This window comes from Ruegeria sp. AL12 (genome assembly GCF_056540885.1).
Genome location: NZ_JBQFXN010000001.1, coordinates 213,462 through 233,498 on the forward strand (window position 1 = coordinate 213,462; position 20,037 = coordinate 233,498).

A 20,037-nucleotide genomic window follows, 5' to 3' on the forward strand; every position below is an offset into this window, starting at 1 on the left:
CGGTCATCGGGCAACCCTGCAAATGCCAATCCAGGCAGGAGGATACGATGTTCAAGGCAACAATCAGTGTAATGGTTCTTGGGGTTTCGGCTGCTGCCTCGCAGGCCGCCTGGGCTCAGGACGCGAAGACAGGAGAGGAACTCTATATGCACCATTGTGCGACCTGCCACGGAATAGATGCGATGGGCAAAGGTCCGATGGCAGCCGTGCTGGTGGTTCAACCGAGCGATCTGACCGCTTTGTCCAACGAAGAGGGCGTGTTCCCGACTGCCCGCGTTGTCGCCCGCATTGATGGTCGGGAGCCGCTGGTCAGCCATGGTAGCCCTATGCCGGTTTATGGTCCTTATTTTGACGGGCAGGACACATCCATGAAAACGCCGCAGGGTCAGCCAATTCTGACGAGCCAACCCATCGTGGATCTGGTGGCCTATCTGGAGACCCTTCAGCGGAATTAGGTTCCGCTGCAAATCCCGTCGGTCTCGGCCTCGCTCCAGGGAAGCAGGATTGCGCGCTCTCGCCCTTTTTGCGGAAGCGGGGACAGATCAAAATGCGCGCTCAGCATCCTGTGCAGCCGTTTGGTTCGGGTGGCCTGAGGGTCCAGCGCACGGCAGCAAACGTATTCCTCGACGATGGCGCCCTGCTGTTCAAACCCGTAGGACAGGAAGTCCGGCGAGGTTTCGAGGTCAAAAAGATACGGGTCGCTGCGCCCACCATGTTCCGCCGCTGCTCGCAACGGGTGGTAACCGGTGGTCCGGCGATTCTGCCACTGCCAGACATGCGTCAGTTCATGGGCCAGCAGCATCGCAGCCACCAGATTCATCTGATCCGGAAAATCGGACATGTAGTCTTCAAGATACCAATCGCGCGCAAAGTAGACTTTGTTGAACAGGGCCACGGCCGCGGGCCTGCCGGTCACGGGCCCGGGCTCTACCGGAGGAAGGATGCGCTCGCGACAGGCCAGACGTGGCCGCTCTTCGCGGAAATACGTCACATTGGCAACCGGCGCACCTTGGACCAATCGCACGCTGTCAAGATTCAGGGTTTCGCCCTGAATGGCATCCGCAAAGTTGCGCTCTTGCTTTGTCAATGGACGGCCGCAAGAGGACAGCAATAAAAGAGCACACAGGAATACGCGCAGAACCATGAGGTGAATCCTAGTCCTCTGCTTGCGATCCTCAAACCGTTTTCACAGGCTCATGGCCAGAACCCGGCTGATTTCCGTCAAAGACCGCCCGGATTGATCCATCCAGGAATTGAAGGCCCGTTGCACCGCCGCCATGGCTTTTTTCGACGTGGCGGGTTTGTCGATCACACCTTCGGCGATCAGACGGGCGGTGACGTCCCGCGACAGAATGAAACTGTCGCGCCCCGCAAATCGCATCGCATATTGCGCCGAAGCCCCGCCAAGACGAGACCCGCGTTTGGCCAGCATGGCAAGAAGGCTGACATAGTCATCAGAGGGCCAGCCCCCCAGAACCTGGCCTGCGCCGCCTTCGTTGCGCAGTTCCAAAAGGAACGCCGCGTTGTCCCGCGCTGCTGCGATCTTGGTTCCATTGCGGACAATGCGTGTGTCTTGCAGCAGGGAATCGAACTTTTCATCATCCATGAACGCACACCGGCCCACATCGAAACCGTCAAAGGCGGCCTCGAATCCATCCCATTTGTTTTCGATGACCTTCCAGTTGAAACCGGCCTGAAAGACGCATTTCGTGATGATCGATAGCCACCGGTCGTCGGGCATCGCCGCCAGTTCTTCGTGGCTTTTGGGCTTGGTCAGCTGTGCTTCAAAGGCTTCGACCCCACCGTGGCGAGAGGCGGCAATATCAAAGATCTCGTCAAATGAACGCATGAACCCAACCTAAAAGCTGTCTTAGGAAGAGTGTTTTGTTTTGCCTTCCTTTTGCAATGGGAATTTTCGGTGTTCGAAAGCCACCCGACCGGAAATGAAACTCGGCCCGAACAAGAAAAAACACTGAACTGTCAAAGAAATCCTCGACAAACGGGTTCAAAACGGTTTGTGATTGACTCGTCAGTCAACATTCCGTGCCCCGGGGCAGGGGATATTGGCGGGTCGGGCAGGGGCCCTTGCGGCGCCTGCGGGGGAAAATCAACGCATCAGCGGCAAGAAAGCTGCGCTGTTACAAACTGATCACTTTCCTTTTCCGACCAATTTTGTGCATGTTGCGGCATGGTATTGTCATCAGACAAAGATACCGGCGGGAAACCCCTGCCGGGGTGGGCAAAACAAATAAGACAGGGAGAAAATCCATGAAAAAACTGAGTGTAAGCCTTATGGCCCTGACCGTTGCCGGTGCGGCGCATGCGGCGGATATGGGGGCCGTGGACGAGCCGATCAAACTGGCGATCAACGAATGGACCGGTCAGCACGTAACCACGCATGTGGCGGGTGAGATGCTCAAGGCCGCCGGTTACAAAGTGGAATATGTGACCGCCGGCATGATGAACCAGTTCCAGGCGCTGGCCGATGGAGACATCGACGCGACGCTGGAAATCTGGTCGTCCAATGTTTCGGATGAATATGCCAAGAAGATCGAGGAAGGCACGGTTGTCGAAATCGGCGATCTTGGCCTGGATGCCAAGGAAGGTATCGCATACCCGGCGCATGTCGCTGATCTGTGCCCCGGCTTGCCGGCGTGGGAAGCGCTGAAAGACTGCGCGCAGGTGTTCGCCACGGCGGAAACTCTGCCCGGTGGCCGTCTGGTCGACTATCCGGCCGACTGGGGCACACCTGGTGCGGATCGCATGGCCGGCCTTGAGCTGCCGTTCAAGGCTGTCCCCGCCGGTTCCGAAGGCGCATTGATCGCTGAACTTCGCGCATCGACCGAGCGTAAATCGCCGCTGCTGATCACATTCTGGCAGCCGCACTGGGCGATGTCTGCCTATGACGTGCAGTTCGTTGAACTGCCCGCAGGTGAAGAGGCGTGCTTTAACGATCCGGCGTGGGGCCCGAACCCGAACGCGGTAAACGATTGCGACTTTTCGCCATCGCGCATCTTCAAAGCCGGCTGGAGCGGCCTGGAAGAAAAATGGCCGGCCGCCTATGAAATCCTGTCCAACTATCAACTGGCGGTCGAAGACCAGCAGCCGATGATGGGCGCGATCGATGTTGACGGCGGCCAGGTCGAAGAAGTTGTCGCTGCATGGATAGCCGAGAACGAAGACAAATGGCGTCCTGTTGTCGACGCGGCGACCAAGTGAGCCACTTAGGTGACTAACACGACTATGCCAGCCATTGCCTGCCGGAATCTCTGGCAGGTCTTTGGCCCGGGCGCTGACAAAGCCCTGACCGACGCGCTGTCTCGGTCAGGGAATGACGCTGACAAGGCCGCCGCAGACCTGCGGGAAAACGGGTTCATTCCGGCGGTTCAAGATGCCAATTTCGAGGTCAGGGAAGGCGAATTGTTCGTCATAATGGGCCTGTCGGGCTCGGGCAAATCCACGCTGATCCGCTGTATCTCGCAACTGCTGCCTGGCACCGGTGGTGAAATTCGGGTGGATGGCGAGAATGTCATAGGCGCCTCGAAAAAGGCCCTGACCGAGCTACGCCGGAAAAAACTGGGCATGGTGTTCCAGCATTTCGGCCTGTTCCCCCACATGACCGTTGCTGAAAACGTCGCATATCCTCTGCGCGTTCAGGGCGTGGGTAAAAAGGAACGACTTGATCGTGCGCAGGAAGTGATCTCGCTGGTCGGTCTGGAAGGGCGCGAAGACAGCTTCCCGCGACAGCTTTCCGGCGGGCAGCGGCAGCGGGTGGGTATTGCCCGCAGTCTTGCCGTAAACCCTGACATCTGGTTTCTGGACGAACCGTTCTCGGCGCTTGATCCACTGATCCGTCGCCAGTTGCAGGATGAATTCCTGCGCATTCAAGCGACGTTGAAGAAATCCATCGTCTTCATCACGCACGATATTCAGGAAGCGCTGAAGCTGGCAGACCGCATCGCCATCATGCGGGATGGCAAGATCGTGCAGATCGGCACGCCCACGGATATCGTCCTGCGACCCGTCGATGACTATGTGCGCGAATTCTCGAAGGATGTCGCCAAGGGCCAGCATGCCAAGGTCGCCTCGGTCATGCGAAACGAGGCAGAGTGCGGCCCGGACGATCCCGGCCTGACCACGTCGATGACACTGGACGCGGCCCTGGCCCATTGCATGGAACTATATGAACCCGTGCCGGTGCGGGATGCCGATGGCAATGTCGTTGGCACGGTGCACCCGTCCGATCTGGCTGCCGCGCTTCAGGTGGACGAAACATGACCGCCTTAACTGAGGTTCCGACGCAGCACGGCGCGCGGCTGACGGCGGGCGCCAAGGCCGCCCTGATCACGGTTGTCGTCGGTGCGGTTTGCCTTGCACTCGAGGGCATCGCCCCATGGCTGGTCAAATGGCCTGCCGCATGGGAACTGCCTGCAACCCAATGGGTTGGTGCATTTTTTGACTGGTTTCTCAACCTGATCAAACCGGCGATGCGGTTGTTCTCGGACATGATGACCTATCCAATGAACTGGGCGAATTTCGTGCTGGGCAATACACCATGGCCCATCCTGATCGGAATTGTGACCGCGTTGGGGTGGTATCTGGGCGGCTTGCCCATGGCGGCGTTGGGTTTTCTGGGGCTCAGTTTTGTACTGGCGTCGGGGTATTGGGCTGAGAGCATGAACACTCTGGCCTTGGTCGCAGTATCCGTTCCGGTGGCGTTGATACTGGGTGGTGGCATCGGCATCCTCGCCAACGAGGTGCCGCGGGTGAAATCCTTCGTCCAGGCGGTTCTGGACGTCATGCAGACCGTGCCGACCTTCGCATATCTGACACCGCTGTTGCTGCTTTTTGGCTTTGGCCCCGTCGTCGGTCTGATCGCCTCGGCCATCTATGCCGCGCCGCCCATGGCGCGCAACGTGATGCTGGGGCTGGAACGGGTCGAGCCCGAGATCAAAGAGGCCGCGATCATGTCCGGTGGCACGCGGTTTCAGCAACTGTTTCAGGTCGAAATTCCCGCCGCCACGACGCAGATCATGGTCGGTGTGAACCAATGTCTGATGGCGGCCTTGTCGATGGTCATCATTGCCGCCGTCATCGGCGGGTTCAACGACATCGGCTGGGAGGTTCTGCTGACCATGCGCAAGGCGCAGTTCGGGGAGTCTCTGATGGCGGGTCTGGTCATCGTGGTCTTTGCCGTGGTGATCGACCGGATGAGCGGCACCTTGGCGACCGAGCGCAAACGTTATGACAGCCGGGTTGTCTGGGCGATGTTGGGTTTCGCCGTGGTCTTCACCGCCGCCTTCTGGGCGTGGTTGCCGAACCCATCCGAACTGACCTTGCTGGATCCGATGGCCGAGGCCGTGGACAGCGGTCTGACCGCGTTCACTCAGGCCAATGGCCCGTGGTTGGATGCGCTCAAGAACAACTCACTGTTCTATGTGCTGCTGCCTTTGCGGATCGGTCTGGATCAGGCGGTGCTGCCCTTCACCTGGGGCTTCCAGTGGACGGCGGGCATGAGCTTTGGCCTGTTTGCCGCAGGTGCCGGGATCGCGCTGTTGATGGCATGGCGTGGGCGGCTGACGGGTGGTCTGATCGTCCTGATCCTGATTGGAATGCTGGAAACCGGCATTGCCAACCTGCCGTGGCCCTTTGTCCTGACCGGTGCCGCTGCTCTGGGCTGGGTCGCGGGGGGCTGGCGCCTGGCGGCGCTGTGCGTGGGGCTGCTGTGCACCATCCTCGTTTCGGGCCTGTGGGAGAGAGCGCTCTTGTCGCTTTACCTGAGCGGTGCGGCGGTGTTTTCCTGTGCCGTGGTCGGAGGCCTGATCGGCCTTGCCAGCGCGATTTGGGAGCCGGTGTGGAAAGTGGTCCGTCCGATCTGCGACATGTTGCAGACAATCCCTCTGTTCGTGTTCCTGATCCCGGTCCTAATGGTGTTCCAGATCGGAGAGTTCTCGGCCTTTCTGGCGATCTGTGCCTATGCGATCGTGCCCATGATCCGCTACACGCGGCACGGGCTGGTCAACACGCCGGACGAGATGATGGAGGCCGCGATCTCCAGCGGTGCGACCGAGTGGCAGATCATGCGCGACGTGCGCGCGCCCTATGCCGCGCCCACGATCCTGCTGGGGTTGAACCAGACCATCCTCTATGCCTTTGCGATGCTGGTGATCGCCGCATTGATCGGCACCACGGGTCTGGGGCAGTCGATCTATCTGGCGCTAGGTCAGGCGGATGTGGGGCTTGGCATTTCCGCCGGGGCCGCGATGGCGATTCTGGCGCTGATTGCCGACCGCATCGTGCAGGGCTTTGCCGAAGAACGCCGCGCGGCGCTTGGGTTGTAAACAGGGCAGGGGCGATGCATAGCCCCTGCGCCGAACTTGATTTTGGACAAGGATACCCGTGCCGTCCTGATCTAGACCGATCCCAATAACGCGGAGATCACCATGACCGGTTGGGTCCTATTCCTTGCAGCGCTCGTCACATTCCTTCTCAGCCACGCGATTCCGGTGCGGCCTGCTATACGCGGACGGCTGATCGATACACTCGGACGCCGGGGGTATTTCACGGCCTATTCGGTTCTGTCGCTGGCCGTCCTGGCGTGGTTGATCATCGCCGCTGCCAACGCTCCTTATGTCGAGGTCATCCCGCCATTTGCGTTTTTGCGCTGGGCGCCGGTTCTGATCATGCCGGTGGTCTGCTGGCTGGCTGTCGCGGGGCTGATCATTCAGAACCCGTTCTCATTCGGGGGGCTGGGCAATCGGCCATTTGACCCAGAACAGCCCGGTATCCTGCGCACCACCCGACACCCGATCCTTGCCGCGCTGATGCTGTGGGCGGTGGCACATCTAATTTCCAATGGCAGCCTGTCTCATGTGATTCTGTTCGGCCTGTTTGCCGGTTTCGCAGCCATGGGCATGGCCCTTGTCGACCGGCGCAAGTCGCGGGAAATGGGCTTTGAATGGGTCCGCTTGTCCCGCAACACGGCGCGGTTCTCATTGCGCGCTCCGCGCCCCTGGCCGCGTCCCGGGGTGTGGCTGGCCGCGCTCGCCGCCTATGCGGTTCTGCTTCACCTGCACGCCCCTGTGATTGGCCTGTCCCCGCTTCCGTGAACGAGGGAGTGGCCGGGCGGTGCCTTGCGTGCTATTTGAAACGTCACAAACGAATTACAAGAGGTCCAAGATGCATCTGGCCTATGTCACCACCACCGATCGCGGCGCGACGGACCGCCTGCTGAGCGCCGTTGCGGACCGTCTGCTGGCCTCCGGAGCAAAACTGGCCGGTGTCGTGCAAACAAACACGGAGTGCGCCGACAGCAGCAAATGCGATATGGACTTGCGCGTGCTGCCCGACGGTGAAACCATCCGCATTTCGCAGTCGCTGGGCACCCAGTCGCGCGGCTGCCGTCTGGACCCGGCTGCGCTGGAACAGGCGGTGGGATATGTGACTGCCTCGCTGGAGGGCGCCCCCCAATTGCTGATCATCAACAAATTCGGCAAGCATGAGTCCGATGGGCGTGGATTCCGCCCCGTGATCGGCGAAGCGCTGGCGATGGATATCCCGGTTCTGGTCGGCGTGAACGGTTTGAACGAAGAGAAATTCCAGACCTTCGCGGATGGTGCAGCGGAAGCCCTGCCGGCGGATCTGGATGCAATCGAGGCGTGGTTCAACAAGGTCTCGGAACTGCGCCCGGCGGCAGAATAGAACCTTCCAAACAGTTGGTTAAGAGACAAAAAACGGCACTGACCAACAAGCAGCGCCGTTTTTTGATGTTGGGTGCAATTAGGTTGTCTTAAGCCTGCGGTATCCGAACAGGCCCAGAACGGCCCCGATCAAAAGCAGCCCGCTTGCGGGCAGGGGGACCGGTGCGACAACAAGATTGTCCACATGAAATTCACCGCACCATTGGCTACACCAAGCAGTGTTTGGTGTGGTAGGATAAATTCCCCAGGTCGGTGCCGGGCTGTTAAATGTGATCTGCAACGCATCAATTGCTGAGAACGCGCCGTTGAGGCCAACTGTGCTTAACGCCATAGGTGCGAAGGTTTGGCTTGCCACGACTGCACCATTCCTCAACCCGGAAAAAGTCAGTGTCGGAAAAGCGGCAGGGCCTCCTGTCAGCCATTGGTAATAAGCTGAAGTCCCAAAAGTAGGCGCGGGGCCGGATCCAGTTGTGTATGCTAGGGACCACCCGACCAAGTCTACGGTATGCGCCGCGAACCTTTTTCCATCAACCGGCCTGATTGTTGTAGAAAGAACCCCGTTGTCATCGTGAAGGTTTATGAAGTTTCCGAAGTTGTAAACCGTCGCGTAGTTGAATGTGTAACCTTGGCTTGTGCCTTGATTTATATTGGGGCCAACAGTTTGGTCATTTGCTAAATCAATATCGAACGTAACGGTCAGCGCATTCGCTGCGCCTGCGACACAAACGGCAAGTGCCGCCAAAAGCAGTCTCATAACATGTCCCTCGCAAATACGTTAACAGACTAGCGGGCGATGCCCGGTTTCGCAACTTTTACGAGTCTTTGCAGCCGTCATTGTGCGAATACGTGCAATTGAGAACGCGCGGGCAATGCATTCTGACCATCTTTGCAACCTGCTGGAAAGATGGTGGGCGACCCTGGAATCGAACCAGGCGTGCGTCTCCGCGAGGGAGTTACAGTCCCCTGCCACACCTTGCGGCCTGTCGCCCACTGTCAGGCGTTGCACCTGACGTGGAGGCGTGATTACTAGCGCACCAAAGGAGCGTCAACAGGAAAATTTCGCTTTGGCGCAGGAAACCGAATTCCCGGCCCGGAGGCCCGCAAAATGAAGAAACCCAAATGGGTCGTTGAGAAGGAACAGGCGCGCAAGGCCGCGGCTGCTGAAACCGTTTGGCTGTTCGGTCTGCATGCAGTTCGCGACGCTTTGATGAACCCCAATCGGCAGAAATTGCGCTTGATCGTAACGCGCAACGCGCGGGACAAACTGGCGGAAGCGATTGAATTCTCTGGTATCGAGCCCGAGTTGGCTGATCCGCGCAAGTTTACGGCGCCCATCGATGCAGGCTCGGTGCACCAGGGTGCCGCGCTGGAGGTAAAGCCGCTGGATTGGGGCGGTCTGGCCGAAAATTGCATCGGTCGTGAAAATCCACGCGTCATCCTTCTGGACCGCGTTACGGACCCGCACAATGTCGGGGCGATTCTGCGCTCGGCCGAAGTTCTGGGTGCCAGTGCCGTCATAGGCACCCGCCACCATTCCGCGCCCGAGACTGGGGCCCTCGCAAAAACCGCCAGCGGCGCGCTGGAGCGTCAACCCTATCTGCGGATGCGCAACCTTGCCGACACAATTGTTGAACTACAGAATATGGGATTTCTGGTCCTTGGGCTGGACGGTGAAGCAGAGGTAACGATCGAAGGCGCGCTGAGCGACGGTCGGGACCGCCCCGTCGCACTTGTTCTGGGGGCGGAAGGCCCGGGATTGCGCCAAAAGACGAAGGAAACCGTGGATCAATTGGTGAAAATTGACGCAGCCGGGGGATTCGGATCGCTGAACGTCTCAAATGCCGCGGCAATCGCCTTATATGCATCCCGGCCCTGACAAAAAGGAGAGCGTTATTTCCGGTCCATCCAAAATTGCGACCTGCTGCTACTGCGGGACCCGGGCTGCGCTGGTCCTGAGGGGCAAAGAACGGCACGAGCTGAGCTGTTCCAGTTGTGGCGCACCTTTGCATGATCTGAAGATGCTGCCCAAGCGGAAGGCTGCGCCTGCCAAAACGGTGCGATCTGCGGTTTCTCATGCCCCTCCGCGGAAGACCAAGCGAAAAAAGAAGAAAAAGAGCATGTTCTCGCGCGTGTTCGATGAAGCCTGGGATGTGATCGAAGACATTTTCGATTGACCGTTTTTGGGTGAAGATCGTTCACATCCACGTCAACAGGGGTTCCGCATGCAGCAAAAAATTGCATCTTGATACCCCAGTGAATTCAGATTCTGACATGGCAATGCTGACCCGACGTTCCACACTTGGCGCGCTGTGCGCTTTTTTTCTGGCGCCTGCCACGTATGCGCAGGAAAGGCCCGTTTACTACACCACCGAAGGGGTGGCGTTGGCCGGGTATGATGCCGTGTCCTTTTTCGACGGTTCTGCGCCGATCATGGGCATGCCCGAGAATTCCGTGATGTGGAAAGGGGCGCGGTGGCATTTCACCTCGCAGGAAAACCGCGAGCTGTTCGAAAGCAATCCCCGTGCTTTCGCACCGCAGTTCGGCGGGTATTGTTCATATGCGATGGCGATGGGAGTTCTGAAGAGCTCGGACCCCAAGGCCTGGAAGGTCGTGGATGGTCGTCTGTACCTGACGCATTCGATCGAGATCGAGGAAATCTGGCAGCAGGATCAGACAGAATACATTGAGTTGGCTGAAGAAAACTGGCCGGCAATCCTTTATCGAGAGTAAGCGAGAATCAGCTATTTGTGAAGAGTCATCACAAAAATGCGCTGCCCCTCTTTTTTTTACCAAATATATGCCTAAATGTCACAATGACCGCGGAATGGAACTGCCGCGGGTCATTTCACTGTCCCTCGTTCCAACAACTGGCGCCCAAGGCTTCTTGGGCGCTTTTTTCTTTTTGGAACCCTGCTAAGGATAGGGTATGCCAGACTATTCCGATCAGCAGCTGAGAGCCATTCTGCAACGCACCAAGTCCGTTGCCGTTGTCGGGGTGTCCATGAACCCGGTGCGGCCCAGCTATTACGTTGCCCGCTACCTGTCGTTGAAAGGGTTCAACGTGATCCCGGTCAATCCGGGCCATGCCGGGAAAGACCTGTTTGGCCAAAGGGTACGCGGCAGCCTTTCGGAGATATCCGAACCCGTGGACATGGTAGACATCTTCCGACGGTCCGAATCCGTGCCGCCCATTGTGGACGAAGCGTTGGAGGTGTTCCCGTCCCTCGGAACGATCTGGATGCAAATCGGGGTTGAACACCCTGAAGCGGCAGCCAAGGCCAAGGCCCGCGGTGTGGACGTCGTGATGAACCGCTGTCCGAAGATCGAGTATCAGCGCCTGTTTGGCGAGCTGCGCATGGGTGGGTTTTCCACCGGGATCATCTCGTCCAAGCTTTAGGGCGTTGCTGGCTGATAGGGTTTCAGGCGGGCCACCTGTTCCTGTCGTCGTTTTTCCAGCACCACGTCCCGAGGGACCCACTCATATCGGGTATCCTCGACCAGAGGTGACCAGAACAACACCCCGCCATAGCGCCACGGGTCCAGCACGACGCCCTCATACAGCGAGTCTCCCTTGCGACTGATAATCGCGGTGCTGTGGTCGATCCTCAGCGGATTGTCGGCGTTGGCGATGGCGCGGTGCAATTCCAGCGTCTGGAAGTTTTCCTTTTTCAAACGACGCTCGATATCCTCGGCCCAATGCCAGCACAGACCACGCGGGCGCAATCCCTTGTTGACCTTCGCATTGTGGATCAGCGGCGGGTCGGTGATCTGGTATTCGTCCACCAGTTGCGCGGTATAGGAATAGGCGACTTGCGCTGCCCGGCGGGCTTCTTCCGGATCGATATCCGGGCCAAGACGCTGAATCTCGGCTGTCAGGCGTTGTACCTCATCCCCGGTCGAGGGGGGAGGCGCCGCACATGCCGCAACGATGGCAAGCGTTGCCACAAGCATCAAAATTCGGATCATGTCGCGCCCTCGGCCTGCCATTCTGACGCCCGAGTATAGCGGCCGTTGCGGCGGCGCGGAACCCGGCCGTTACCCTTTGGGGCGGGCGGCCTTTTCAGCAATGCCGCTGATGCCCTGACGGCGCGCAAGTTCGGCCAGAACATCCTCCAGCGCCACGTCTCGGGCGGCCAGCATGACCAGCAGGTGATACAGCACGTCTGCTGCTTCGGCGGTCAGCTTGGCCTGATCGCCCTTCGTGGCTTCGATGATGGCTTCGATGGCTTCTTCACCAAATTTCTCGGCGCATTTCTCGGGACCCTTTGCAAGCAGCTTGGCTGTCCAGCTTGAATCGGGGTCAGCCCCTTTACGCGCCTCAATCGTGGCAGCAAGGTCGTGCAGAATGCTCATGTCAGCCTCATCGGAATGCCTGCGGCGGCCATGTGTTCCTTGGCTTCGCGGATCGTGTATTCTCCGAAATGGAAGATCGAGGCTGCAAGCACCGCACTTGCGCCACCTTGGGTGACGCCTTCGACCAGATGATCCAGATTGCCGACACCGCCGCTTGCGATTACGGGCACGTCCACTGCATCGGAAATCGCACGGGTCAGGGGCAGGTTGAAGCCAGCCTTGGTGCCGTCGCGGTCCATCGAGGTCAGCAGGATTTCTCCGGCGCCTTTGGCGACAACGGTTTTTGCGAACGCGACCGCATCAATGCCTGTTGGCTTGCGGCCGCCATGCGTGAAAATCTCCCACTTTCCGGGGCTGACCGTCTTTGCGTCGATGGCGCAGACGATGCACTGGCTGCCGAATTGATCTGCTGATTCCGCGATCACGTCGGGATTGGCAACGGCTGCCGAGTTGAAGCTGACTTTGTCTGCCCCCGCCAGCAACAGGGCGCGGACATCATCCTTGGTGCGAACCCCGCCGCCGACGGTCAGAGGTACAAAGCACTGCTCGGCGGTGCGCTGTACCACATCGAACATGGTGCCGCGGTTTTCGTGGGTTGCGTGGATATCAAGAAAACAGACTTCGTCCGCGCCTGCGGCGTCATACGCCTTGGCCGATTCCACGGGATCGCCCGCATCGCGCAGACCGACAAAATTCACGCCTTTGACCACGCGGCCATCGGCAACATCAAGGCAGGGAATGATCCGGGTTTTCAGCATCTGATCGTCCTTCGTTGCCGGACCTTTACCGGCAAAGCGCCGCCGATGCCACAGACGTTTTGCCGCCCACGGCCCTGGTAGCACGGGCCATGGGCGGAGCGGGGGGCTTAGTGATCCCGGTTCTTCAGCAGCTTCAGTGCCGAAAGCAGGTTTGCCTTGTCATCGGTCCATGGCAGCGCGCCGTCGGTTTCGACGATTTGCCAGTTGCCATCCTGCGCAAAACTCTCAATTCGGGATTTGTCGGGGCTCAGGATCACAACGCTGCTGGTGGCGGCTCCGGTTTCAACCTGCTCTTCACCCACGGCCAGCCGCTGATGCGCAGCGGTCAGGTTCAGGCTGTCGGCAATTCGGGCCAAAGGCAGGACCAGATCGTAGAACCGGTTTGTGATGTGGAACACCAAAACCCCATCATCGGCCAGGCGGCTGGTATACATCTCTACCGCCTCGCGTGTGATCAAGTGAAGCGGAATCGCGTCTGAGCTGTACGCATCCAAAACCAGGATATCGAAGGCAAAAGGCTTTTGCTTCAGAACGATCCGGGCATCACCCAGATGGGTCTCGGAATCGGGCGTGCATTCCGACAGATAGGTGAACAGCGAAGAGTCGCGTGCGATCTGGTCAACGGTCGCGTCGATCTCGAAGAAGTCCCAGTTTTGCGCAGGCTGCCGATAGCAGGCCAGTGCACCTGTTCCCAGACCGACAATTCCGATGCTGTCGGATTGCTTGCCGAAGTCCGACGTGATGACCTGCGCCATCGGTCCTTCGGGGTGATAATAGGACAGCGGAGTGGGCCGAGTACCATATTCGGATTCGCGTTGCCAGCCATGCACCGTGGTGCCGTTCTTGTAGACACGGTAGCCCTCGCTTGAATACACCGAATGCACGCCGAAAAAGCTGCGATCTTCAAACACCGGATTGTTCTTTACCGCAAATGCGGGCAGCAGAACGACGGTAAGAACCACAGGGATACGCATGGCCTGTGCCCGAAACAGGTACAGCACCGCGAATATCAGCGCGAACAGGGCACCTGCACGCGGGATGTCCGCGCTCAGCGCCGCGACGCCGCGTGTCGCACCTGCGATGACGAGGATGAAAACACTTGCCGCGATGCCCATTATGACATGGCGAAGGGCAAATCCCGGTGCGCGGACAAGAAACAATCCTCCGGCCAGGATCATGGTGATTGGTGCCTCCAACTCACGTGTGAAGGCAATCGGCGCAACGATCGAGTTGAACAACCCGCCAATTGCTCCGCCCACGGAAAGGGCGATGTAGAACACTGTCAATTGCTCGGCGGATGGGCGCATGTCGTACAGCAGGCGGTGCGCAAAAAGGGCGATGATGAACAACACCGGGACATAAAGCAGAATAACCACCGGCGCGTCATGCTCGCTGACCACCTTGGACACCAGTACGACACCCGCCGCCAGCGCCGCCAGCATGGGCAGGTTCAAGGCGTCAAGCGTCAGGTGTTTCCATTTGGCAAACGCGATGATGAAGGACAGGATATAGACCGCCAGCGGAACAACCCAGATCAACGGGAGAGCACCCAGATCCGTGCTGACCCGCGTTGTGAAGGACAGCATCAAGGAAGAGGGGATGAAGGCGACGAACACCCAGACAGCGATCTGCCGCAGGGTCGGGAAACTGGCCTTGAGCGCCGTTTGGGCCGACGGCTTCGTGTGCCGTGATCCCCGCAAGGCGATCATGCCACTGCCAAGCAAAAGCGCGCCGAACAGCACGAAGCCGACCAGCCAGGCACGGCTGATCTCGGCCGCGCCAAAAAATGGATCCGCAACCAGGGGGAAGGCCAACAACGCCAGCAAGGATCCGACATTGCTGGCGCTGTAAAGGAAATACGGATCATCCGCCGAAGGCCCGCCCGACCTGGCGTACCAAGCCTGCAACAGGGGCGCATTTGCCGACAATACTGCAAAGGGTACACCCACACCCACGGCGAACAGGCCAAGCGTTTGCAGCGCGGTCGAGGTCGAGGCGTCATAGCTCCAGCTTTCGCTGGTGGACAGCGGCAGGAAAGTCAGCGCCGCCACCCAAAAGGCAAAATGGGTGATGATCTGCCAGCGCAAGGGCAGAAACTTGGTCAACAGGTGCGCGTAAACATACCCGAGTATCAGCACCACTTGGAAAAACAGCATTGCGGTCGTCCAGACCGCCGGGGCGCCGCCGATTTTTGGAAGAACCAGTTTGGCAAAAAGCGGCTGGACAAAGAACAGCAGACTGGCGCTCGTGAAAATCGCCGCGCAGAAGATCGCAATGGTTGCTGATCCGAATCTGGACGTCTTGGGAACGTCTAGGTTGGAAATACTCACGTTTGCCACCCGGGTTGTTGTGTTTGACGAAGGAGTTAAGCGGGGATTCCGCCCGAATTATGGCTCAACACAGTAAAATGTTTGGCTTCTGGTCGGATTGTTCTCGAAAACAAGGGTAAAATGGGCGCCTTCAATTCTGGCAAAGCTTTGCTGATGCCAGACTTGTGATTGTCAGATTTCCAAAACCTGTGAGAATTGGAGTGAATATTACAGAAGGAATACCGACATGCGTAGCTTGATACTTGCTTCAATTTTTTCGCTCGGAGCGGCATGGGCCGCCATGGCTGACGACATCATCAAAGTTCAAACGAACAAATCCGTAGCCGAAGCGCTGGATGCGCTGGAAGCGGCGGTTGGCAACGCAGGGGCCACCGTCTTTGCCCGCATCGACCACGCGGCCGGGGCGGAAAAGGTCGGTACGCCCATTCCGGCCAATCAAGTGCTGATTTTCGGCAATCCTGCGCTGGGCACGCCGGCCATGCAGATCGATCCGCGAGCAGGGTTGTTCCTGCCGCTCAAAGTGCAGGCGTATGAGGATGGGAACGGTCAGGTCTGGTTGGCCTATGAAGACCCCAAGGAAACGATGGACGAGTTGGATGACGTCGAAAAGTCACCAGTCATCGAGAAGATGCGCGGTGCGCTCGCCAAGTTGACTGCTGCGGCCGCGGGCTAAGACCTTTTGGGTTATGCGCTTGCGCTTTTCACACGTGCAAGCGCGTTTCGCGCGATCAGGATGTGAAATGGCAGGATCGCAGCCAGGTACAGGCGCCCGCCAAGGTTATGGCGTCGGACCCACGTGGCCAGCGAGATGCGGCCGTTTTCCGACAGGACGGAAACCCGGAAATCCAGGTGGCGATCATTGAATCCTGCGATCACCTCGGTCCTGCCATCATGTTCGACCGGGAAGATCCCCAGCTTGTCGCCGGCATCCGGGCCTGTCGTGCTGAGGCCAAAGGGTGTCACCAGCAGGCCGCGCAGCCGAACCAGTGCCATCGCCCATCCGGGGAACGCGGTGATGATTTCCGCGGCCCGGCGCGGCGGAAGATTGGATTCAACACTGAAGCAGTCCAGAAAGTCGCCGGTTTTGAACCGTTCGTTCAGCAGGCTGTGCGCGGACAGTTCGGAACGCTTTACCGGCGAATGAAACATAAAGCTATCCTCTGAGCGTGGTCAGAGCCTCTTGCAGATCAATCGCTCCATCATAAAGCGCGCGGCCGGAAATGGCACCGTTCAAAGCTGCGCCACAATCGCGCAGCGCGATCAGATCGGCGATCGAGGACACGCCGCCAGATGCGATGACCGGAATATCGACCGATTTGGCAAGCTCTGCGGTGGCCTCGACATTGGGGCCCTGCATCGCGCCGTCCCGGTTGATGTCGGTGTATATGATCGCAGCGACGCCTGCGTCTTCGAAGCTGCGGGCCAGATCCGTTACCTGAACGTCGGTTTCTTCGGCCCAACCCTTGGTGGCAACCAGACCGTTGCGCGCGTCGATGCCCACGGCGACCTTGCCAGGAAAGGCTTTGGCCGCTTCGCGCACCAGATCGGGGTTCTCGACCGCGACCGTGCCCAGAATCACGCGGGCCAGACCTTTGTCGATCCAGGTCTCGATGGTGGCCATGTCGCGGATGCCGCCACCCAATTGCGCGGGCACGGCGCAGGCTTTCAGAATCGCCTCGACCGGGGCGGCGTTGACCGGCTCACCTGCAAAAGCGCCGTTCAGATCGACCAGGTGCAGCCACTCGCACCCGGCCTCGACAAAGGCGCGGGCCTGTGCGGCGGGGTCTTCGTTGAACACGGTGGCCTTGTCCATTTCACCACGCAGCAGGCGCACGGCATTGCCGTCTTTGAGGTCGATGGCGGGGTAGAGGATCATGTCGGGCGGCCCTATATCTGTGTTGCACGCGCGGGATATCGCACAGGCGGGGCAGGGGATGCAACGCGACGCTGGGTCATTCTTGCCCGCAGCTGGCTGCCGGGTCAGACTGCCATCAGAACAGGGAGACAATCATGAAGAAATTTACGTTTGCAGCGGGTTTGATGTTTCTTGCGACCAGCGCGATGGCTGCGGATCCCGTCGACGGTCTGTGGAAGACTGCACCCGGTGATACCGGCGGCTATCTGCACGTGACGATTTCCGGATGCGGCAGTGCGATCTGCGGAACCATCGACAGCGCCTTTGATGCGGATGGCAACGAGCAGCTGGAATATGAAAACCTGGGCAAGCAGATCATTTGGGACATGGTGCCCGATGGCGGCGGAAGCTATGACAGCGGCAAGATCTGGGCACCGGACCGGGACAAAACCTACAATTCTAAAATGTCACTGGACGGCCAGAACAAACTGACCGTCAAGGGATGCGTGGCGGGCGGTCTGATCTGTCGCGGTCAAACCTGGACGCGTGTTCAGTAAGCCTCAGGGTTTCCAGGTCAGGAAGTTGCCCAGCATGCGCAGGCCGACGTCTTGGCTTTTCTCGGGGTGAAACTGCATTCCAACCATCGTGTCACGGCCAATCACGGCCGTGACCTCCTGCCCGTAGTCCACATAAGCCAATCGCTGTGCCGGGTCGGACACCCGGAAATGGTACGAGTGGACGAAATAGGTGTGATCGCCGGTTTTCACCCCGTCGAACACCGGGTGATCGCTGTCCAGAACAAGATCGTTCCAGCCCATATGCGGCACTTTCAGCGATGTGTCTGACGGTTCGATCCTGACGACATCGCCGGCAATCCAGCCCAGACCATCCGTTTCGCTGTATTCATGGCCTTTGGTTGCCATCAACTGCATGCCCACACAGATGCCCAGAAACGGGCGGCCTTTCTGTTCGACCGCCTCGACCATCGCGTCATAGATGCCCTTGTGCCCACGCAATTCGGCAGCGCATGCCGGAAACGCCCCGTCGCCGGGCAGAACCAAGCGATCGGCGCGTGCCACAACATCCGCGTCCGAGGTGACGACAACCTCACCGGCGCCGACCTCTTGCGCCATGCGCTGAAACGCTTTTTCCGCCGAGTGCAGGTTGCCGCTTTCGTAGTCGATAATGGCGGTCAGCATTTACAACGCGCCTTTGGTCGACGGAACCGCGTCTGCCTTGCGCGGATCGGTTTCAACGGCGTCGCGTAGCGCGCGCGCGACGGCCTTGAAGGCGGCCTCGGCGATGTGGTGGCTGTTGAAACCGTGCAACTGGTCGATATGCAGCGTGATGCCGCCATGGGTGCTGAGCGCCTGAAAAAACTCGCGCACAAGTTCTGTGTCGAACGCACCGATTTTCTGCGTCGGCAGGTCCACGTTCCAGATCAAATAGGGGCGGCCCGACAGGTCCAGCGCACAGCGTATCTGGGCGTCGTCCATCGGCAGGTGGCATTCTCCGTACCGCCGGATCCCTTTCTTGTCGCCCAGAGCCTGCGTCAAAGCCTGCCCCAGCGCGATGCCGGTATCTTCAACCGTGTGGTGATCATCAATGTGATAATCGCCCTTGGCGCTGATCGTCATGTCGATCAGCGAATGGCGCGCCAGCTGATCCAGCATGTGATCAAAAAAGCCAACTCCGGTCTGGTTGTTATACATGCCGGTGCCATCCAGATTGATCTCGACCGAAATTTCGGTTTCGGCAGTCTGGCGGCTGATCTTTGCGCTGCGCATGGGCGAATTCCTTTTGCTACAGGCGCGCTTATAGACGGGGAAGGTCGGGGTTTTCCAGACCGCGCGTTGCGATCGCTGCAAACTGTTGCAGGGGATTGCACCCGGCTTGGCCCCGTGTCAGCTTGCCAACAACACGAACCGATAGGGTCAAACCATGTCCACCTGCGTTTTCATCCAGATCCGTTGCAAGCCCGGAACCACCTACAAGGTCGCCGAGGAAATCGCCCTGCGCGAAATCCACTCTGAACTGTATTCCACCAGCGGTGAATATGATCTGCTGCTCAAGCTCTATATCCCCGAGACCGAGGATGTGGGCCATTTCATCAACGAACACCTGCTGGTGATTCCCAATATCGAACGCTCGCTGACCACAATGACGTTCAAGGCGTTTTAACCCAGTTCGAATGAGGTGACGCCAAAGACACGGCTCAGATCGATATCCGGCGCGCGGCCGGAATACATCCGGGCCGTTTCAAACACCTTTTCCAACCCCAGCTTTTCGGCCAGCGCAAACGCGGCCGTGTTGGGCAGAGGCATGTCGATGAAAACGGCGTCCCGTGAATGATGGGGTGGTACGGTTTCCAGCAAACTGGCCAGCAGGGCTTGGGCGATGCTCTCGCGATCTGCAAAAAGCGGCCCGATCTTGTACCCTGTCCGGCAGGGGCGCAACGTTGCATACCCCTTGATCTTACCATCCTCGGAATACACGCGGGACACATGGCCAGGTGCGCTGATCCAGCCCTGCAAGAATGCGTCGCGGCGGGCCGGAAAAAGGTGCCGGTCGTAGGCGAACAAAGCCTCGGACGCCGCCGTCAGTGGCTCAACGCCGGTTGATGGGGTCAGAGCCTGCTGCAACGTCTCCACGGTCGCCGTGAAACGATAGTTGTTATAGGCGAAAGAAAACCCCGAGCTGCGGTAGTTGTGTTGCTGGTCGACGACCCCATCCAGGCCGATATTGCCCGCTTTGCAGTTTTCCAAGGCGTGCTGCCAGATTTTCAGCCCGTGGCCCGATCCGCGAAACGCGGGCCGGACGATGTAGAAGCCAAGGAACGCAAACGCGTCATCATACTGAACGACCGAGATGGAAGCGATCATTTCGCCATCCAGGAATCCCCCGAGAAACCCGCGAGTATCCGTGCCGTGGAAGCAACGAGCATCGTGATGCCCCGGGTTCCACCCTTCGCGCCCGGCCCAATCAACGGCCTTTTGCACCTCGTCAACGGTAAGAGGGCGGATGACGTAATCAGACATGGG

The 20,037-nt window shown here is 59.0% G+C and carries 25 protein-coding genes and 1 tRNA gene; 13 read left to right on the forward strand and 13 right to left on the reverse strand.

Features of this window, described 5'->3' with window-relative positions:
* Positions 1-47 precede the first annotated feature (47 nt).
* Positions 48-455 (forward strand): c-type cytochrome, encoded by a 408-nt coding sequence (locus ACR0C6_RS01090; RefSeq protein WP_480617950.1) that lies wholly within the window; start codon positions 48-50, stop codon positions 453-455.
* On the opposite strand, the gene ACR0C6_RS01095 is transcribed toward ACR0C6_RS01090, so the two are convergent.
* Both ACR0C6_RS01095 and ACR0C6_RS01100 read right to left on the reverse strand, forming a co-directional pair.
* Positions 452-1,144, reverse strand: a complete 693-nt coding sequence (locus ACR0C6_RS01095; RefSeq protein ID WP_480617951.1) for a hypothetical protein — start codon at positions 1,142-1,144, stop codon at positions 452-454. The genes ACR0C6_RS01090 and ACR0C6_RS01095 overlap by 4 nt on opposite strands.
* Before the next feature lie 42 nt (positions 1,145-1,186).
* The gene (locus ACR0C6_RS01100) at positions 1,187-1,849 is read right to left on the reverse strand and encodes a DNA-3-methyladenine glycosylase I (protein WP_480617952.1); all 663 of its coding nucleotides are present in this window, start codon (positions 1,847-1,849) and stop codon (positions 1,187-1,189) included.
* Positions 1,850-2,268: 419 nt separating this feature from the next.
* On the opposite strand from ACR0C6_RS01100, the gene ACR0C6_RS01105 reads away from it, so the two are divergent.
* The 5 genes from ACR0C6_RS01105 to ACR0C6_RS01125 all read left to right on the forward strand — a co-directional run bounded on the left by ACR0C6_RS01105 (position 2,269) and on the right by ACR0C6_RS01125 (position 7,701).
* Positions 2,269-3,219, forward strand: coding sequence for an ABC transporter substrate-binding protein (locus ACR0C6_RS01105; protein ID WP_480617953.1), 951 nt, complete (start codon positions 2,269-2,271; stop codon positions 3,217-3,219).
* 24 nt (positions 3,220-3,243) lie between these two features.
* Positions 3,244-4,278 carry a quaternary amine ABC transporter ATP-binding protein gene (locus ACR0C6_RS01110; RefSeq protein ID WP_174829323.1) on the forward strand — a complete coding sequence of 345 codons (1,035 nt, stop codon included), beginning with the start codon at positions 3,244-3,246 and terminating at the stop codon, positions 4,276-4,278.
* Positions 4,275-6,341, forward strand: a complete 2,067-nt coding sequence (locus ACR0C6_RS01115; RefSeq protein ID WP_480445777.1) for an ABC transporter permease — start codon at positions 4,275-4,277, stop codon at positions 6,339-6,341. Before ACR0C6_RS01110 ends, ACR0C6_RS01115 begins: the two co-directional genes overlap by 4 nt.
* Before the next feature lie 102 nt (positions 6,342-6,443).
* The gene (locus tag ACR0C6_RS01120; protein ID WP_480445775.1) at positions 6,444-7,109 is read left to right on the forward strand and encodes an NnrU family protein; all 666 of its coding nucleotides are present in this window, start codon (positions 6,444-6,446) and stop codon (positions 7,107-7,109) included.
* Between the two features lie 70 nt (positions 7,110-7,179).
* Complete coding sequence (locus tag ACR0C6_RS01125; RefSeq protein ID WP_171114871.1) at positions 7,180-7,701, forward strand: DUF2478 domain-containing protein; 522 nt, start codon at positions 7,180-7,182, stop codon at positions 7,699-7,701.
* Between the two features lie 78 nt (positions 7,702-7,779).
* On the opposite strand, the gene ACR0C6_RS01130 is transcribed toward ACR0C6_RS01125, so the two are convergent.
* Together ACR0C6_RS01130 and ACR0C6_RS01135 are read right to left on the reverse strand one after the other, a co-directional pair.
* On the reverse strand, positions 7,780-8,454 hold the full coding sequence (locus ACR0C6_RS01130; protein ID WP_480445773.1) for a VPLPA-CTERM sorting domain-containing protein: 675 nt from the start codon (positions 8,452-8,454) through the stop codon (positions 7,780-7,782).
* A 151-nt stretch (positions 8,455-8,605) separates the two neighbouring features.
* Positions 8,606-8,689: transfer RNA gene (locus ACR0C6_RS01135), tRNA-Tyr, on the reverse strand.
* 116 nt (positions 8,690-8,805) lie between these two features.
* Here ACR0C6_RS01135 and rlmB point away from each other — a divergent pair.
* The 4 genes from rlmB to ACR0C6_RS01155 all read left to right on the forward strand — a co-directional run bounded on the left by rlmB (position 8,806) and on the right by ACR0C6_RS01155 (position 11,097).
* Entirely contained in the window at positions 8,806-9,576 is a 771-nt protein-coding gene (gene rlmB, locus ACR0C6_RS01140) for a 23S rRNA (guanosine(2251)-2'-O)-methyltransferase RlmB (protein WP_480445772.1), read from the forward strand.
* Positions 9,560-9,874, forward strand: coding sequence for a hypothetical protein (locus ACR0C6_RS01145; RefSeq protein ID WP_253283489.1), 315 nt, complete (start codon positions 9,560-9,562; stop codon positions 9,872-9,874). Before rlmB ends, ACR0C6_RS01145 begins: the two co-directional genes overlap by 17 nt.
* A gap of 79 nt (positions 9,875-9,953) precedes the next feature.
* Entirely contained in the window at positions 9,954-10,430 is a 477-nt protein-coding gene (locus ACR0C6_RS01150) for a YHS domain-containing (seleno)protein (protein ID WP_480617954.1), read from the forward strand.
* A 196-nt stretch (positions 10,431-10,626) separates the two neighbouring features.
* Complete coding sequence (locus tag ACR0C6_RS01155; protein ID WP_480445769.1) at positions 10,627-11,097, forward strand: CoA-binding protein; 471 nt, start codon at positions 10,627-10,629, stop codon at positions 11,095-11,097.
* Here the strand turns inward: ACR0C6_RS01155 and ACR0C6_RS01160 are convergent.
* From ACR0C6_RS01160 to ACR0C6_RS01175, 4 genes are all read right to left on the reverse strand, one after another.
* Entirely contained in the window at positions 11,094-11,666 is a 573-nt protein-coding gene (locus ACR0C6_RS01160) for a hypothetical protein (RefSeq protein WP_480617955.1), read from the reverse strand. The genes ACR0C6_RS01155 and ACR0C6_RS01160 overlap by 4 nt on opposite strands.
* Before the next feature lie 69 nt (positions 11,667-11,735).
* Positions 11,736-12,053 carry a phosphoribosyl-ATP diphosphatase gene (locus tag ACR0C6_RS01165; RefSeq protein ID WP_170343689.1) on the reverse strand — a complete coding sequence of 106 codons (318 nt, stop codon included), beginning with the start codon at positions 12,051-12,053 and terminating at the stop codon, positions 11,736-11,738.
* Complete coding sequence (gene hisF / locus ACR0C6_RS01170) at positions 12,050-12,811, reverse strand: imidazole glycerol phosphate synthase subunit HisF (protein ID WP_480617956.1); 762 nt, start codon at positions 12,809-12,811, stop codon at positions 12,050-12,052. The genes ACR0C6_RS01165 and hisF overlap by 4 nt, the downstream gene beginning before the upstream one ends.
* Positions 12,812-12,918: 107 nt before the next feature.
* A complete protein-coding gene (locus tag ACR0C6_RS01175) occupies positions 12,919-15,141 on the reverse strand; it encodes a fused MFS/spermidine synthase (protein ID WP_480617957.1) in 2,223 nt (740 codons plus the stop codon).
* Positions 15,142-15,421: 280 nt separating this feature from the next.
* Here ACR0C6_RS01175 and ACR0C6_RS01180 point away from each other — a divergent pair, with 280 nt between their 5' ends.
* Positions 15,422-15,814 carry a DUF302 domain-containing protein gene (locus ACR0C6_RS01180; protein WP_171116471.1) on the forward strand — a complete coding sequence of 131 codons (393 nt, stop codon included), beginning with the start codon at positions 15,422-15,424 and terminating at the stop codon, positions 15,812-15,814.
* 11 nt (positions 15,815-15,825) lie between these two features.
* Here the strand turns inward: ACR0C6_RS01180 and ACR0C6_RS01185 are convergent, their stop codons facing one another.
* Positions 15,826-16,290: a DUF2867 domain-containing protein gene (locus ACR0C6_RS01185; RefSeq protein ID WP_480617958.1), complete on the reverse strand. Its 465-nt coding sequence runs from the start codon at positions 16,288-16,290 to the stop codon at positions 15,826-15,828.
* A 4-nt stretch (positions 16,291-16,294) separates the two neighbouring features.
* A complete protein-coding gene (gene hisA / locus ACR0C6_RS01190; RefSeq protein WP_480617959.1) occupies positions 16,295-17,017 on the reverse strand; it encodes a 1-(5-phosphoribosyl)-5-[(5-phosphoribosylamino)methylideneamino]imidazole-4-carboxamide isomerase in 723 nt (240 codons plus the stop codon).
* 134 nt (positions 17,018-17,151) lie between these two features.
* Between hisA and ACR0C6_RS01195 the strand changes: the two genes are divergently transcribed.
* Entirely contained in the window at positions 17,152-17,553 is a 402-nt protein-coding gene (locus ACR0C6_RS01195) for a DUF2147 domain-containing protein (protein WP_152458683.1), read from the forward strand.
* Between the two features lie 3 nt (positions 17,554-17,556).
* Here ACR0C6_RS01195 and hisH read toward each other — a convergent pair whose 3' ends face one another.
* On the reverse strand, positions 17,557-18,195 hold the full coding sequence (hisH, locus tag ACR0C6_RS01200) for an imidazole glycerol phosphate synthase subunit HisH (protein ID WP_480617961.1): 639 nt from the start codon (positions 18,193-18,195) through the stop codon (positions 17,557-17,559).
* Entirely contained in the window at positions 18,196-18,783 is a 588-nt protein-coding gene (hisB, locus tag ACR0C6_RS01205) for an imidazoleglycerol-phosphate dehydratase HisB (RefSeq protein ID WP_480617962.1), read from the reverse strand.
* Positions 18,784-18,937: 154 nt separating this feature from the next.
* On the opposite strand from hisB, the gene ACR0C6_RS01210 reads away from it, so the two are divergent.
* Positions 18,938-19,177, forward strand: a complete 240-nt coding sequence (locus tag ACR0C6_RS01210) for an Lrp/AsnC family transcriptional regulator (protein ID WP_050602861.1) — start codon at positions 18,938-18,940, stop codon at positions 19,175-19,177.
* On the opposite strand, the gene ACR0C6_RS01215 is transcribed toward ACR0C6_RS01210, so the two are convergent.
* Positions 19,174-20,034: a GNAT family N-acetyltransferase gene (locus tag ACR0C6_RS01215; RefSeq protein ID WP_480617963.1), complete on the reverse strand. Its 861-nt coding sequence runs from the start codon at positions 20,032-20,034 to the stop codon at positions 19,174-19,176. The two genes, ACR0C6_RS01210 and ACR0C6_RS01215, sit on opposite strands and share 4 nt — an antisense overlap.
* Between the last annotated feature and the right edge of the window lie 3 nt (positions 20,035-20,037).